At 59.1% G+C, this 14,133-nt stretch carries 14 protein-coding genes; 6 read left to right on the forward strand and 8 right to left on the reverse strand.

The window, feature by feature from the left end; translation table 11 throughout:
* Positions 1–10 precede the first annotated feature (10 nt).
* Complete coding sequence (locus LOY31_RS17910; RefSeq protein ID WP_258711970.1) at positions 11–781, forward strand: substrate-binding domain-containing protein; 771 nt, start codon at positions 11–13, stop codon at positions 779–781.
* Here the strand turns inward: LOY31_RS17910 and LOY31_RS17915 are convergent.
* Entirely contained in the window at positions 771–1,685 is a 915-nt protein-coding gene (locus LOY31_RS17915) for a LysR family transcriptional regulator (RefSeq protein WP_258711971.1), read from the reverse strand. The two genes, LOY31_RS17910 and LOY31_RS17915, sit on opposite strands and share 11 nt — an antisense overlap.
* A 164-nt stretch (positions 1,686–1,849) precedes the next feature.
* Between LOY31_RS17915 and LOY31_RS17920 the strand changes: the two genes are divergently transcribed.
* Positions 1,850–3,658, forward strand: coding sequence for a monovalent cation:proton antiporter-2 (CPA2) family protein (locus LOY31_RS17920; RefSeq protein ID WP_127798609.1), 1,809 nt, complete (start codon positions 1,850–1,852; stop codon positions 3,656–3,658).
* 157 nt (positions 3,659–3,815) lie between these two features.
* Here the strand turns inward: LOY31_RS17920 and hcnC are convergent, their stop codons facing one another.
* The 4 genes from hcnC to LOY31_RS17940 all read right to left on the reverse strand — a co-directional run bounded on the left by hcnC (position 3,816) and on the right by LOY31_RS17940 (position 7,574).
* The gene (gene hcnC / locus LOY31_RS17925; RefSeq protein ID WP_221533736.1) at positions 3,816–5,075 is read right to left on the reverse strand and encodes a cyanide-forming glycine dehydrogenase subunit HcnC; all 1,260 of its coding nucleotides are present in this window, start codon (positions 5,073–5,075) and stop codon (positions 3,816–3,818) included.
* Positions 5,068–6,477 carry a cyanide-forming glycine dehydrogenase subunit HcnB gene (gene hcnB, locus LOY31_RS17930; protein WP_258711972.1) on the reverse strand — a complete coding sequence of 470 codons (1,410 nt, stop codon included), beginning with the start codon at positions 6,475–6,477 and terminating at the stop codon, positions 5,068–5,070. Before hcnB ends, hcnC begins: the two co-directional genes overlap by 8 nt.
* On the reverse strand, positions 6,474–6,788 hold the full coding sequence (gene hcnA / locus LOY31_RS17935; protein WP_258711973.1) for a cyanide-forming glycine dehydrogenase subunit HcnA: 315 nt from the start codon (positions 6,786–6,788) through the stop codon (positions 6,474–6,476). The genes hcnB and hcnA overlap by 4 nt, the downstream gene beginning before the upstream one ends.
* A 246-nt stretch (positions 6,789–7,034) precedes the next feature.
* Positions 7,035–7,574, reverse strand: coding sequence for a hypothetical protein (locus tag LOY31_RS17940; RefSeq protein ID WP_085602650.1), 540 nt, complete (start codon positions 7,572–7,574; stop codon positions 7,035–7,037).
* Positions 7,575–7,881: 307 nt separating this feature from the next.
* Between LOY31_RS17940 and uppS the strand changes: the two genes are divergently transcribed.
* Together uppS and LOY31_RS17950 are read left to right on the forward strand one after the other, a co-directional pair.
* Positions 7,882–8,637 (forward strand): polyprenyl diphosphate synthase, encoded by a 756-nt coding sequence (gene uppS, locus LOY31_RS17945; protein WP_085602648.1) that lies wholly within the window; start codon positions 7,882–7,884, stop codon positions 8,635–8,637.
* 48 nt (positions 8,638–8,685) lie between these two features.
* Positions 8,686–9,708 carry a terpene synthase family protein gene (locus tag LOY31_RS17950; protein ID WP_139834497.1) on the forward strand — a complete coding sequence of 341 codons (1,023 nt, stop codon included), beginning with the start codon at positions 8,686–8,688 and terminating at the stop codon, positions 9,706–9,708.
* Positions 9,709–9,873: 165 nt separating this feature from the next.
* Here the strand turns inward: LOY31_RS17950 and LOY31_RS17955 are convergent, their stop codons facing one another.
* Entirely contained in the window at positions 9,874–10,812 is a 939-nt protein-coding gene (locus LOY31_RS17955; RefSeq protein WP_085602646.1) for a hypothetical protein, read from the reverse strand.
* Positions 10,813–11,005: 193 nt separating this feature from the next.
* Entirely contained in the window at positions 11,006–11,314 is a 309-nt protein-coding gene (locus tag LOY31_RS17960) for a hypothetical protein (protein ID WP_085605082.1), read from the reverse strand.
* Between the two features lie 190 nt (positions 11,315–11,504).
* On the opposite strand from LOY31_RS17960, the gene LOY31_RS17965 reads away from it, so the two are divergent.
* Positions 11,505–12,188, forward strand: coding sequence for a response regulator transcription factor (locus LOY31_RS17965; protein WP_007952956.1), 684 nt, complete (start codon positions 11,505–11,507; stop codon positions 12,186–12,188).
* Entirely contained in the window at positions 12,166–13,560 is a 1,395-nt protein-coding gene (locus LOY31_RS17970; protein ID WP_085602644.1) for a HAMP domain-containing sensor histidine kinase, read from the forward strand. The genes LOY31_RS17965 and LOY31_RS17970 overlap by 23 nt, the downstream gene beginning before the upstream one ends.
* Before the next feature lie 137 nt (positions 13,561–13,697).
* Here the strand turns inward: LOY31_RS17970 and LOY31_RS17975 are convergent, their stop codons facing one another.
* Positions 13,698–14,108: an SRPBCC family protein gene (locus LOY31_RS17975; protein ID WP_102718238.1), complete on the reverse strand. Its 411-nt coding sequence runs from the start codon at positions 14,106–14,108 to the stop codon at positions 13,698–13,700.
* Between the last annotated feature and the right edge of the window lie 25 nt (positions 14,109–14,133).

Raw genomic sequence — 14,133 nt, forward strand, 5'->3', positions numbered from 1 at the left:
GAACATCACCATGAAAAAACTGTTTACCGTTACAGCCCTGCTCGCCGGTCTTGCGTTCAACGTTGCGGCCCAGGCCGAAGAACTGCGAGTCATGACCTCCGGCGGTTTCACTGCCGCCTACAAGATCCTCGGGCCGAAATTCGCCGCCGCCACCGGCAACACGCTGGACACCCAACTCGGCCCGTCGATGGGCAAGGCGCCGGAGGCAATCCCCAATCGCCTCGCCCGTGGTGAAAAGGCCGACGTGGTGATCATGGTCGGCTACGCCCTCGATGATCTGATCAAGCAGGGCAAGGTTGATCCGGCGTCGCGGGTGGAGCTGGCGGACTCGCGAATCGGCCTGGTGGTGCGCGAAGGCTCGCCGAAACCGGACGTCAGCAACGTCGATGCCCTGAAGAAAACCCTGCTTGATGCGAAATCGGTGGCCTACTCCGACAGCGCCAGCGGCGTGTACATCGAGCAGCAACTGTTCAAGAAACTCGGCATCGAAGATCAACTGAAACCCAAGGCGAAGATGATCCCGAAAATCCCGGTGGGCTCGGTGGTCGCCACTGGCGACTATCAACTGGGCTTCCAGCAGGTCAGCGAATTGCTGCCGGTGCCGGGGGTGAGTTTTGTGGCGAAGATTCCGGAGTCGGTGCAGTCCGTCACGCGGTTTGCAGCGGGGATTCCGGTGGGTGCGCAGCATCCAGAGGAAGCGAAAGCGTTGCTCGCTTATCTGGCCGCGCCTGCCGCCCAGGCTGACGTGCAGGCCACCGGGCTGGATTCGGTCAAGCGCTGACCGTCGGCGGCTGGACTTTCATTTCCACCACCAGCCGCTCCAGTTCCAGTGCCGCCGGGGTCAGCGTACGACCCCGGCGTTTGATGATGCCGACGCTGCGCATCACTTGCGGGTCAGTCAGCGGCACCCGCGTCAGGATCGGATGATCCGCCGCCGGCATCGCCATCAATGGCACCGCCGCCACACCCAACCCCGCTTCCACCAGGCCGATCATGGTTGTCACATGCCGCGTCTCGCAGATGCTCGGGCGCTGCGGCACCACTTTGGCCAGGGCCTGATCCAGCAGAAAACGGTTGCCCGAGGTCTTGTCGAGCGAGATGTAATCCTGTTGGTAGAACTCGTCCCAGGTCACGCTGCTGCGCCCCGCCAGCGGATGATCGCGGCGACAGGCAACTACATAGCTCTCCTGCACCAGCGGCTCGAAATCCACACCCGCCTCCTGGGTGCCCATGAAACTCAGACCGAAATCCGCCTCGCCATTGACCACCGCGCTCAGCACGTCGTGGGCGCTGGAATCGAGGACTTTGACTTTGATTCGCGGGAACTGCTGGTGATAACGGGCGACTACGCTCGGCATGAAGTAGTACGCCGCCGACGGCACGCAAGCGACGGTTACGTGGCCCTGCCGATTCGAGGCGACTTCACTGATGCCGAGCAATGCGACGTCCAGATCGTCCAGCAAACGTTCGACGCTGGGCATGAAACCGCGTCCGGCCTGGGTCAGGCTGACCTTGCGCGTGGTGCGCTCGAACAGCTTCACGCCGAGGGCGTCTTCGAGCTTTTCGATGCGCCGGCTCAGGGCCGGTTGCGACAGGCGCACGGTGTCGGCGGCCTTGCGGAAACTGCCCTGCTCGACCACGGCGCGAAAGGCTTGCAGGTCGTTGAGGTCGAAGTTGATGGCCATGGAAGACTCGGGAGGAATTGATTCGCTGAGGCTATAAATGTAACCAATTGATGCAAATTATTACAGAAGCACATCTGCTCAAGCAGGCTGTGCGGTAGATCTGCAATCATTTCAGCCTTTATCCTTGTCGCCCCCCGCCGTACCGCGTTACTGGAGTTCCACTCATGCCCCATGAAGGCAATCTGTTGCAAGCCGCCGTCGTCTTTCTTCTGGCCGCCGTGCTCACCGTTCCCCTGGCCAAGCGCCTGCAACTGGGCGCGGTGCTCGGTTATCTGTTTGCCGGGGTGATCATCGGCCCGTCGGTGCTGGGCCTGATCGGCAATCCGCAAAGTGTCAGCCACATTTCGGAACTGGGCGTGGTGTTGTTGCTGTTCATCATCGGCCTTGAGCTGTCGCCGCGACGTTTGTGGGTGATGCGCAAATCGGTGTTCGGCGTGGGTCTGGCGCAGGTGCTGCTGACCGGTTCGGTGATTGGTGTACTGGCGTTGTCGGTGTTCGGCCAGCCGTTGAACAGCGCGATTGTCTTGGGCCTGGGTCTGGCGCTGTCGTCCACCGCGTTTGGCCTGCAAAGCCTCGCCGAGCGCAAGGAACTGACCAGCCCCCATGGTCGCTTGGCGTTTGCCATTCTGCTGTTCCAGGACATCGCGGCGATCCCGTTGATCGCGCTGGTGCCGATGCTCGCGGGCGTCGATCACCACACCAGCACGGCCGACGATATTCGTCACAGTTTGCAGGTGCTCGGCAGTATCGCCGTGGTGGTGATCGGCGGGCGTTATCTGTTGCGTCCGGTGTTCCGCGTAGTGGCGAAAACCGGTCTGCCGGAAGTCTCCACCGCCACCGCGTTGCTGGTGGTGATCGGTACTGCTTGGCTGATGGATATGGTTGGCGTGTCGATGGCGCTGGGTGCGTTTCTTGCCGGGTTGCTGCTGGCGGATTCGGAATATCGCCATGAGCTGGAAGCGCAGATCGAGCCGTTCAAGGGCCTGCTGCTGGGGCTGTTTTTCATCAGCGTCGGCATGGGCGCCAACCTCAGTCTGCTGCTCAGCGCGCCGATCACGGTGCTGGGACTGACGCTGTTGTTGATCGCCCTGAAGTTGCCGCTGCTGTTTGTAGTCGGGCGTCTGGCCGGTGGATTGAACAAGGTCAGTGCAATTCGCCTCGGCATCGTGCTGGCGGCGGGCGGTGAATTTGCGTTCGTGGTGTTCAAGATCGGCCGCGATCAGGGCCTGTTCGAACCGCGTCTGTATGACCTGCTGGTACTCACCATCACCCTGTCGATGGCGGTCACGCCGTTGTTGCTGCTGATCTGCGCACGACTGGTCAGCCCGAAGGTGCAGCCGGTGGAAGTGCCGGAGAAATTCCGCCAGATCGAGACCGAAACCCCACGGGTGGTGATTGCCGGCATGGGCCGGATGGGTCAGATCGTGGCGCGGATTCTGCGGGCGCAGAACATCAAGTTCGTGGCGCTGGACACCTCGGTGGAAACCATTGAACTGTCGCGCAGTTTCGGTGGTGTGCCGGTGTTCTACGGTGACCCGATGCGGCCGGAAATCCTAAGCGCGGCCAAGGTCGGTGAGGCGGAATATTTCGTGATTGCCACGGACGATCCGGAGACCAACATCAAGACCGCCGAGATCGTGCGCAAGCTCTACCCGCACATGAAGATCATCGCCCGGGCGCGTAACCGGCAGCATGTTCATCGGTTGGTGGATGTCGGCGCCGATCCGATCCGGGAGACCTATTACTCAAGTCTGGAAATGAGCCGCCGCACGCTGGTTGGCCTCGGTCTGACCCAGGCCCAGGCCGATGCGCGGATCAAGCGCTTCAAGCACCATGACGAACAGGTGCTCGAGGCTCAACACGCGGTGTACGACGACGCGGCCAAAGTGCTGCAGACCGCTCAGGAAGCGCGGGCGGAACTGGCCCGATTGTTCGAGTCGGATCAACTGGAAGAACAATCGGGCAAGTCCTGAGTTCTTGCTGATCGTTCCCACGTCGAGGCGTCGAACCGTCCGCGTGGGAATGCAGCCCAGGACGCTCCGCGTCCGTTCCGGAGCTGGAACGCGGAGCGTCCCTTGAGGCATTCCCACGCAGAGCGTGGGAACGATCAGGTGGGAAACTCCCACAGGTTCAGGCCATCTCCAGCGCCCGCTCTTCCTGCACGGGCGCCACTTCAAACCGGTCCGCCAGAAACGGCGTGATGTCCAGCGGCAGCGGTTCATCGTTGACCAGTTTGTCCAGCAACACCCCGGTGATCGCCGACGTCAGCACGCCGGTGCGGAAATGCCCGCAGGCGTTGAGATAACCCTCCACCCCGGCCATCGGCCCGAGAATCGGCAGCTCATCCGGCGAGCCCGGCCGCAGCCCGGCCCAGGTGCGCTTGAGGTTGATGTCCGCCAGTTCCGGCAGGCAACGCACGGCGCCCTGCACCAGCCCGGCGATTTCCGGCCAGGTGGTGGTGACGTCGAAGCCCTTGTCCTCGGTGGTGCTGCCGATCAGGATCTCGCCGTTGTCCTTCTGCGCCATGTAGCAATCGCTGGTGGTCAGGCAACCGTTGAGGATTTTCGGCAAACGTTCGGTCAGCAGGATCTGGCCTTTCACCGGTTTCACCGGAATGCGGATGCCCGTGGCCCACTCGCTCAAGTCCGCTGCCCAGGCGCCAGCGGCGTTGATCAGGGTCTTGCAGTGAAACACCCCGGCTTCGGCCGTTTGCACGCCAGTCACCCGCGTGCCGTGATGCAGCACTCCGGTGATGTTGGTGTTGACGTACATGTCCACGCCATTCTGCCGGGCGCCTTCGGTGTAGGCGTCGGCCAGGCGGAACGGGCTGACCTGATGGTCGCAGAGAAACTCCAGCGCGCCGCGCGCTTCATGGCTGACGCTTGGCTCGGACTCGCGCAATGCAGCCTGATCGAGCCAGCAAACCTGATCGGCCAGGTGCGGAATGCAGCCGACGATATGCTCGGCGTACAACCGGTCTTCATCGTCATAAATCACGAATTTGAGCCCGGTCTTTTCGAACTTGAAATCCATCCCGTGGTTGTCGCGCAGCTCACGGTGCAACGCCGGGTACAGCGCGTTGGACTGCAAGGCAAAATCGAAGAATGACGGCGGCAGGATGTGCGGCGTGCTGGAGTCCACCGCCACCGCCGCGCCCTGGGTTTCGCGCTTGCGGTTGGCCGACATCATGCGGAAGAAAATCACCCCGCAACCGAGGCCCACCGACTCGCCAATCGCCCATAGACCACCGGCCGAGGCGCGGGTCGCGTTGCCCGGGCGCTTGGCGTCGATCAACGCGACCTTGAGCCCTTTGCGCTTGGACAGTTGATAGGCGATGGACGCGCCAATCACACCGCCGCCGGCGATGACCACGTCGTAGAACTTACTCATGGGAAACGGCCTCCGTGCCGAGGGACTGGAACGCGGAAAAAGGAATCGGATCAATCGGGAAACGTGGCCGCAGCCAGCCGACATCCTTGCGCCCGGTGGCCTGACGCAAGCGGTCGCTGCAATAGCCGACGCACATCCGCCCCTGACAGTCGCCCATGCTCACGCGGGTGCGCATTTTCAGGCTGGCGATGTCTTGCACGCCCTGCTCCAGCGCGCGGTCGATGTCGGCGCGGGTCGCGTGTTCGCAGCGGCAGATCACCGTGTCGGCAGCCGGCAATGCGGTCTGTCCGACGCCGCGTTCGGTGTAGCGATCCACCGCCGCGCGGAAACGCACGATGGCTTTGAGTTTGCCCAGATAACGGTCGCGACGGACGCGCGCCAGCTCTTCTTCGAGCACACCGCGTTGCAGCAGGATCGAGGTCGCCGCGATCTTGCCGGCCAGCATTGCCGCTTCGCCGCCGCGAATCCCGCCCATGTCACCGGCCAGATGCACATGCGGCTCGCTGCTTTGCTGCCAGATGTTGGCGTTGGCGCGCAGGTAACCGTCGTCGCTGAAGCCGTGATCCAGGCCCATTTGCTGACTCAGTTGCGTGCGCGGAATGAAGCCGTAGCCGACGGCGAGGGTCTTTGCTTCGAAGCGTTCGACGCGGCTCATGTCCGGTTCCCACGTCGCCGAGTACGGCGCCACGCTGACGCTTTTCAGTTCGCCTTCGCCGTGCGCTTCGACCACGCCCCAGCCGTAGTTCATCGGGATGCCGTGCAATTTCAGGTAGGCGAGCATGCTCAAGCCATCGAGGAACAGCTGCGGCTTGTTCAGCAATGCCAGGCTTTCCTTGGCGATCTTGCCGAATGCGCAGGCCTCGTAGACCCCGGCCACGCTCACGCCCGACGCATGCAACTGAGTCGCCACCAGCGGCAACAACGGCCCGGTGCCGGCAATCACCACCGGCCCCTGCGGTTTGACTACGCCGCTTTTGATCTGCAATTGCAGACCACCGAGCATGATCACGCCGGGCAAGGTCCAGCCGGGAAACGGCACGCTGCGTTCATGGCAACCGGCGGCCAGCAGCAGCTGCGGGTATTCGATTTCGTGCAGACGCTCGTCACCGTCCAGCACCACCAGCGAGCGCGTGCCTTCGGCGCCGACCACGCGATGGTTGAGGCGCACGTCGATCAGCCCGGACTGCTCCTGGAAATCACCGTGCAGTTTGCCCAACGCCTCGGAATAGCGCGGCCCCAGATAATCCAGCTGCACACCGTCACGCAGCGGCCCGCGATAGACCACGCCACCCAAACGCGAGGCCTCTTCGAGCAAGGTGCAGCGCACCCCGTGCAGGGCCAGTTCGATGGCCGCGGTCATTCCCGCCGGGCCACCGCCGACGATCACCGGATGCAGGCTCATACCACCTCCTGCCCGTGAATACGGTTGGCCTGGGTTTCGATCAGCATGCCCTCGCGCACCACGGTCTGGCAGGCGCGGCGTTTGTGCCGGCCGTTGATTTTCACCAGGCAGCACTGGCACACGCCCATGCCGCAATAGGCACCGGTGATCTGGTTGTGATCGTTGCGCGCGACCTGGCGCACGCCGAGGGACTGGATGACGCTGAGCACGGTTTCGCCGATGGCGGCGGTGACCGGCTGGCCGTTGATGTGGACAGTCATATCCGCCTGCGCCAAAGGCTGGATATCGAAGGTTCTTTCTAGGCAGTGCATTGCGATGATCATCCGTGAAAAGGTTCAGGTGAGGTTGAAACAGCTCCTTGCTGCACTACACCTCGCCGGCTCGTGGGGTTTATCGCTCTCTATCGGGCCGGCAGGTTGGTTCCGCTCGCGCAGCAAAGTGCGCGCAAGCAATGTAGTCGATCCAGCGGCAAGGGCCTGGAAATTTCACGGTAGGGGATATTGCGCCGACGAATATTGATCCAGGCCATGGAAATGACTGTGCGGTTCTGCCGCCGATCAGTTGGAGAAGACGAACTGGCCCTTGATCTTTTTCGACCCGATGAAACCAAGATCGGGGAACAGTTTGGTTTTCAGCCACGCCACAAAAAACACCATCGCCAAGGTCAGGCCTGCACCGATCAGGGTGGATACCGGATCCTCGGAATAGCCTTTGAACAGGCGAGAAATCTGACTGAGCGTGAGGATCACGTAAATGGTGTAAGCCTGAGCGGAATATTTATAGAAGCCCCAGGCAAACAGCAGCGGAATACCGGCGGCGATCAGCGTGAATACCAGGGCAAATCCGACACCGATGTCCAGCCCCATGAAAAAACCGGCGAGCGCGCCGAGCAGTGCCTGAATACAGGTCAGGACGATCAGGATCGTGACCTTGCGCGCATGCTGCCGGCGCAGCTGAGGGTCAATTCGCGAACCGATCCAGTAAGCCAGGACCCGATCCTTGACCGCTCCACCGGAAAACGCCTTGAAGGTTTCGTTTTTCGAGCGTCCTGCATCGAGCATCTCATCCAGCTGGCGTTTGATTTCCTTCTTGTCCAACGTCTTCATCCTTAAATAAAAGACAGAAACGGCCATCCCACTTCTGCCGCGAGATAATCGCCGCTTACCTACCAGAAAGCAAAAACCTCAGATGCACGCGGGATAATTTGTTATCCCCGCGATTCGTATCAGCTGACCAAGACATCACGACATCTATCAAAAAAGGTTCAAATCACGTCTTCTTTAGTCAATAACGATATAAAAGATTGGTATTTCTTACAGTTATGCACTTTTTGAAAATCCCGCATCCTGAGTGGCGCCTAACCTCCTCGTCCCACCTGGACAAGACAGAAATCAAGGACGATCGATGATGAATACTGCGAGCCAAAAGCCTTCAGAAATTTTGAATCTTTCTCTCAACTCAACCAATCAGCGGCTTCAGCATCTGGCAGTCATTCTCGACGGAAACAGACGCTGGGCACGAGCGAATGGAGTGTCCACGCGAGAGGGTTATCGCAAAGGAGGTGAGGCAGTACACAGGCTGCTTTCATGGTGTGAAGAAAACTCCATTCCCCTGGTTACATTATGGCCTCTCTCTAAAGACAATTTGAAACGTGAACCTTCCGAAGTTGAGGATCTACTGACAACCATCGCCGAAGTGATTGAGCAACTCGTCGACAGCCGCAAATGGCGTTTGACTTTTTTTGGCGAGAAAAGTGTTCTTCCAGAAAAATTGATCAAGATCATCTCTGATGCGGAATCAAGCACCCGAACAATCAGTGGAACTCGCGTCAACATAGGCGTGGCATATAGCGGAAAACTGGAAATCATTCACGCACTTCAAGAAATACTGGCTACACGCATTCATAAAAACTCGCCAAGGACGCCGAACTATAAAATCTCAATCGATGAAATAAAAAATAACTTATACAGCGCAGCAAATCCCGATCCGGATTTGGTAATTAGAACTTCAGGAGAGCAACGTCTTTCCGACTTTATGCTGTGGCAATGCGCATATAGCGAACTGCACTTTTGCTCTGCTTACTGGCCAGACTTCAGCCGTGAGGATTTTGATCTAGCACTGCAAAGTTTCGCAATACGGCAGCGTCGTATTGGTTATTAACTATAAAAATTATCCATCGACAATGATAACTTCAAGGGGCCGCGCGTTATGTTCTCGACAAAAAACCATCTTGATTTCCCTTTCCTGAATTATCCTTTCCCATCCGAAAAACATCCGTCAGCAGAATTAGTCGATACACAAATGATCGAGTGGTTGTCCCTGCACAAATTACTAGAAAATGAAAAACTTGCATTTGCCGTTCACCATGGTCGCTTCGGTGAATTTGCCGCGAGAGAATATCCCAACGCCACAGCTGATGGATTGCAACTCATAACCTATGTATTCGGATGGCTTTTCGTTATCGACGACATCATTGCTGACTGTGGTTTTCTCGGAAAACAACCTGCAGAGCTTTGCCGCGTTAAGCTTTGGCTGCGTGAAATAATGGACGCACCAAGAACATTCGACAGAAAAACTTTCGACTTTTCGATTTACCCATCGGATCAAATAGCGCTTTTGAATACTTTGGGAGACGCAACTGCTGATCTATGGGAGCGTTTAGAAAATTTTTGCTCAGCCACTCAATATATGCGCTGCGCTGAAGCAGCCAGCTACTATTTCCTCGGTCTTATATGGGAGGCCGGGTGGCACCAGGCAAATAAACTCCCAACACCGAACGAATATCTTAGTGGAAGAAAATTTACGACAGCCACACCCCTTGGACTTGCACTTCAAGACGTAGCAATGCAAAGCGAAGTACCTTCTGAAGAATACCAAAGCAAAGAAATTCGCAAACTGATTGCAATAACTACCAGTTTGACGGCGTATTGCAATGACATTTTTTCTTTTCCAAAGGAACGGGACGAGCCTCATACATTATCTCTCAACTACCCTGCCACTCTAATTTTCCACAAAGGACTTGATGCACAGGACGCCATAAACTTCGCAGCTGATAGCCATAACAAACTGATGGCGGAATTTTTACACCTGGAACAAACTTGCAGCCAGCATGCAAGCCTGCAATGTCTTCATTTTCTTAATGCCATGCGCTCAGAGTTGAGAGGGCATTACGATTGGGCACTCAACTCTCCTCGGTATGCCCTCTCAAAGCACTACGCTAACGTTGGTTAGATCGTCCGCCCATGCTCGACGAAAAAGCCGCTTCAACCCGAAGGTGGAAGCGGCCAAGGCATGTGCCTCAAGGAATCAGTGCACGAACAGGGCGATCAGGATGATGATCGGGATTGGAACGCCGAGGAAAAACAGCAGTAGTGAGCGCATGGTGGTTCTCCTTGATTAACGGACTGGCGGCAGCGTGGTCGTGGTGTAGGTTTCGACTTCGACGTACTCGACCGCATCCCGGCGGCGACCGCCGAAGGTGGCCGAAAGGCTGGCGAAGAACGCACCGGCCAGCAGCGCGATGAACATCCACAGCGAGGTCAGGGCAGCGACTTTGGCGGCAGTGTCGGCGGCTTGTTGCGCTTTAACCTTGGCGTCGGCGATTGCCTTCTGGGTGCGGGCGTAGATTTCATCGACCCGACGTTCGGCGTCGGCCTGGGTCAGGTTGGTACGCTGAGCGACCAGTTGCGCTAGGTAGGTGCGGTCTTCGGCGCTGAGCTGACCGTTCGCCAGGCTCTGGGCGAAGATTCGGGTCACGGTGCCACGAGCGGCGTCATCGCTGACGGCGGCGGGACGATCGTCGCGGAACAGGCTGTCGACGAAGTAGCCGTACTGATCGCTGTCAGTGTTGGCCGCTGCAGTGCCGGCTGCTTGTGTCATCGCACTGGCTGCGCCACCGGCAACGCTTGCACCGGCCTGTACACCACCGCTGACGATGCTGCTGACCGAGCCAACCACCAGCGTCGCGGTGACCAGCGTCGCCACACACCAGGCGAGGAAGCCATGAGCGGTGTCGCGGAAATACACCTCGTCACCGTGCATGTTGGCCCATTTCACCCGCAGGCGACCGGCGATGTAGCCACCCAGTCCCGAGGCGATGATTTGTGTGGCGGCCAGCCAGATGATCGTTGAAATGCCCAGGCCCTTGGCGCTGACGCCCTCCCCGGCCCACGGTGAAACAGCGGAAAAGCCCAGACCGAAACCCAACAGCACCAGAATCAGCGACAGTGCCGCTGCAGCGGCAGCCCCTGCGAAGATCGCGCCCCAGGACACCCCTGAGACGTTGCTCGACTCTCCTTCGTAGGCAGGATAAAACCCATCAGAGGATCTATTCATTGTTGTAGTGCTCCAGGCATGAAAAATGGTGTTACAACTCGTCATCAGAGGAATTGCAGTGACCGTGCCAGTCGCCAACATTAAATAAATCGTTTGAATTCAATCAGTTAAAAAGTCTGAACTTCCTAGGACCATGCAAATTGCAACAACGGGTCGATAACAGCGGGTTTTATGCATTGGCACAAAACCCCGGTCATTTGCGTTTGTAGCTTTTCTTGCCACTCGGAGTCAGGCAATACACGCCGCCGCGCGGCCCGGTGCAGAACGAGCCGGTGCCGCAATCACACCCATCGTTGCTTTGCAGAAATTGCTGCGGTCGCGCCTGTTCGCGGCTGCCGAACATGGCAGCGCAGCTCTTTTTCGAGCCGCTGATGGAGCCGTCATTGCACAGGAACAGATCGCCGTCGCAGCGAGCGATGCCGCCCTTCTTCCCGGAACACGGGGTGTTGGCGGCCAGTGCCGAAGCACTCAGCAGCGCCAGCAACATCCCGGCCATCGGCATCCAGCCACCACGAATCAACCGGCTCACGGCATCACTCCTTGAAAAATGTGGCCAGATGATATCAACGTTTCACAAAATAATTCGGCGACGGCGACTAACGACGGCTAAAACATGAAAGTTAATTTAAAGCGCCCGCGCAAAATCTTGGCAAAATGCTGCCATTGCGTTTGAACAGACCAGCAGGCCCACCATGACTCGCATCCTCACCATCGAAGACGACGCCGTGACCGCCCGGGAAATTGTCGCCGAACTGAGCAGCCACGGCCTCGACGTGGACTGGGTCGACAACGGCCGTGAAGGCCTGGACCGCGCTGTCAGCGGCAACTACGACCTGATTACCCTCGACCGCATGCTGCCGGAGCTTGATGGCCTGGCCATCGTCACCACCCTGCGCACCATGGGCGTGGCGACGCCGATCCTGATGATCAGCGCCCTCTCCGATGTCGACGAGCGTGTGCGCGGCTTGCGCGCCGGCGGCGATGATTACCTGACCAAACCGTTCGCGACCGATGAAATGGCTGCCCGGGTCGAAGTATTGCTGCGTCGCCAGAACAGCAACGGCGCCCAGCCGACCACGTTGCAGGTGGCGGATCTGCAACTCGACCTGATCAGCCACGAAGCCCGCCGCGCCGAGCAGGTGCTGACGCTGTTGCCGACCGAGTACAAGTTGCTTGAATTCCTGATGCGCAACAGCGGCCAGATCCTGTCGCGGATGATGATTTTCGAAGAGGTCTGGGGCTATCACTTCGACCCCGGCACCAACCTGATCGACGTGCACATCGGCCGCCTGCGCAAGAAGATCGACCCGCCGGGCAATGTCCCGCTGATCCGCACGGTGCGAGGCTCGGGTTATGTCATTGCCGAACCCGTCTGACGGTTGGCGCTCTTCCAGCAGCCGTTTGCTGGCGCTGTACAGTTCGTTGTTCGTGGCCTGGAGTGCGATCCTCATGGGGGTCATGTACTTCGAGGTGTCCGGTTATCTCGACAATTTGGCCAAACACTCGCTGATGCAACGTCAGCATCTGTTTTCGCACTTTCGCGGCGATCAGCTGGAAGACGCGCTCGCCGCCAGCATGACCTTCGACATTCGCGGCATCGACGCATACGGCCTGTTTGACGCCCAGCACCGCTACCTCGGTGGCGCGTTGCAGAAAATCCCCGAGGGCCTGCCGCTGGACGGCAAGATCCACATGCTCAGCGAATGCGCCGACTCCGACGACCCGACCCTGCCCACCGACAGCTGCGACGCGGTAGCCACCCCGACCCGCGACGGCCGCTGGCTGGTGCTGTTGCGCGACAACGGTTCGCTGTTCGCGGTGACGAAGATCATTCTGCATGCCTTGCTCTGGGGCGTTTCGCTGACGATTGTGCCGGGAATCATCGGCTGGCATTTGCTGCGTCGTCGGCCGCTGCGGCGAATCCGGGCGATCCAGGCCAGCGCCCAGTCGATTGTCGCTGGCGACCTGACGCACCGTTTGCCGCTGTCCAATCGCCGCGATGAACTGGACATGCTCGCCGCCATCGTCAACGCCATGCTTGATCGCATCGAGCGCCTGATGAATGAAGTCAAAGGCGTGTGCGACAACATCGCCCATGACCTGCGCACCCCGCTGACCCGTTTGCGCGCGCAGTTGTATCGCATGCAACAGCAGGCTGGCGAAGGCTCGCCGGAAGCGGCGCAACTGGATCTGGTGCTGGCCGAGGCCGATACGCTGATGGCGCGGTTTCGCGGGTTGCTGAGGATTTCCGAACTGGAGGATCGTCAGCGGCGTTCGGGGTTTGTCGAGCTCGATCCGGTGTTGTTGCTGCAGGAACTGCACGAGTTCTATCTGCCGCTGGCTGAAGACGACGAGCTGCGTTTCGAGCTGAACATGCCGGAAACCCTACCCATGCTGAACGGTGATCGGGCGTTGCTGTTTGAAGCGCTGGCGAACCTGTTGAGCAACTCGATCAAGTTCACCCCGGCCGGTGGCACGGTGGTGTTGCGCGGGGTCAATGATGCGGGACATACGCGGATCGAAGTGCACGATTCCGGGCCGGGCATTCCCGAGTCGGAACGGGAGGCGGTGTTCCAGCGCTTCTATCGCGCCGAGGGCGGGCAACTGCAGAATGGCTTTGGCCTGGGACTGTCGATCGTCGCGGCGATCGTCAACCTGCACGGGTTCAGTCTTGAGGTGGGACGCAGCGATCTGGGCGGGGCGAAGCTGGTGCTGGATTGTCGGCAGAGCCTGATTTCACAATCTTGAGATAGATCGTTCCCACGCTCTGCGTGGGAATGCCTCAAGGGACGCTCCGCGTTCCAGCTCTGGAAGGGACGCGGAGCGTCCAGGGCTGCATTCCCACGCGGACGGTTCGACGCCTCGACGTGGGAACGATCATCAACTTAAGCGGGGTAGTTAGCGCGCAGCGCTTCGAGGCCACCCTGATAGATCCCGCTGAACAGCGCCACCACTTCCTCATCGCTCACGCCCTTGGCCGTGAAGCGTCCCGACCACGTCACCTTCGCGCCCTGCCCCTGGGCTTCCACACGAATCGTCGCCAGATAATCGGTGGCCGGAAACGGTGCCTGCAGAATCGAATAGCTGTAGGTTTTGCCCGCGTTATCGAACGTTTCCAGACGCTCGACCACCACTGCACCGTCAGCGGTTTGCAAAGTGCGCACGCGCCCGCCTTCGCTCAGTTCGCTGTTGGGAATGAACGGCAGCCAGTCCGGCAAGGTGTTGAAGCCGCCAATCAATTGCCAGACCTGATCGGCCGAAGCCGGGATGTCGATCGTTGCTGATGCTGTTGCCATAAATAAAAAGTCTCTCTCGATAAAT

The sequence above is a fragment of the Pseudomonas sp. B21-021 genome (genome assembly GCF_024749205.1).
Taxonomy (GTDB): domain Bacteria; phylum Pseudomonadota; class Gammaproteobacteria; order Pseudomonadales; family Pseudomonadaceae; genus Aquipseudomonas; species Aquipseudomonas paraglycinae.

What these genes read in the sequence shown, in the direction of transcription:
- LOY31_RS17915 (WP_258711971.1), bottom strand. Translation starts at nt 1,685, where the DNA reads ATGGCCATCAACTTCGACCTCAACGACCTGCAAGCCTTTCGCGCCGTG.
- hcnC (WP_221533736.1), bottom strand. Translation starts at nt 5,075, where the DNA reads ATGAGTAAGTTCTACGACGTGGTCATCGCCGGCGGCGGTGTGATTGGC.
- LOY31_RS17910 (WP_258711970.1), top strand. Translation starts at nt 11, where the DNA reads ATGAAAAAACTGTTTACCGTTACAGCCCTGCTCGCCGGTCTTGCGTTC.
- LOY31_RS17975 (WP_102718238.1), bottom strand. Translation starts at nt 14,108, where the DNA reads ATGGCAACAGCATCAGCAACGATCGACATCCCGGCTTCGGCCGATCAG.
- LOY31_RS17955 (WP_085602646.1), bottom strand. Translation starts at nt 10,812, where the DNA reads ATGAATAGATCCTCTGATGGGTTTTATCCTGCCTACGAAGGAGAGTCG.
- hcnA (WP_258711973.1), bottom strand. Translation starts at nt 6,788, where the DNA reads ATGCACTGCCTAGAAAGAACCTTCGATATCCAGCCTTTGGCGCAGGCG.
- LOY31_RS17950 (WP_139834497.1), top strand. Translation starts at nt 8,686, where the DNA reads ATGTTCTCGACAAAAAACCATCTTGATTTCCCTTTCCTGAATTATCCT.
- uppS (WP_085602648.1), top strand. Translation starts at nt 7,882, where the DNA reads ATGATGAATACTGCGAGCCAAAAGCCTTCAGAAATTTTGAATCTTTCT.
- LOY31_RS17965 (WP_007952956.1), top strand. Translation starts at nt 11,505, where the DNA reads ATGACTCGCATCCTCACCATCGAAGACGACGCCGTGACCGCCCGGGAA.
- LOY31_RS17970 (WP_085602644.1), top strand. Translation starts at nt 12,166, where the DNA reads ATGTCATTGCCGAACCCGTCTGACGGTTGGCGCTCTTCCAGCAGCCGT.
- LOY31_RS17960 (WP_085605082.1), bottom strand. Translation starts at nt 11,314, where the DNA reads ATGCCGATGGCCGGGATGTTGCTGGCGCTGCTGAGTGCTTCGGCACTG.
- hcnB (WP_258711972.1), bottom strand. Translation starts at nt 6,477, where the DNA reads ATGAGCCTGCATCCGGTGATCGTCGGCGGTGGCCCGGCGGGAATGACC.
- LOY31_RS17920 (WP_127798609.1), top strand. Translation starts at nt 1,850, where the DNA reads ATGCCCCATGAAGGCAATCTGTTGCAAGCCGCCGTCGTCTTTCTTCTG.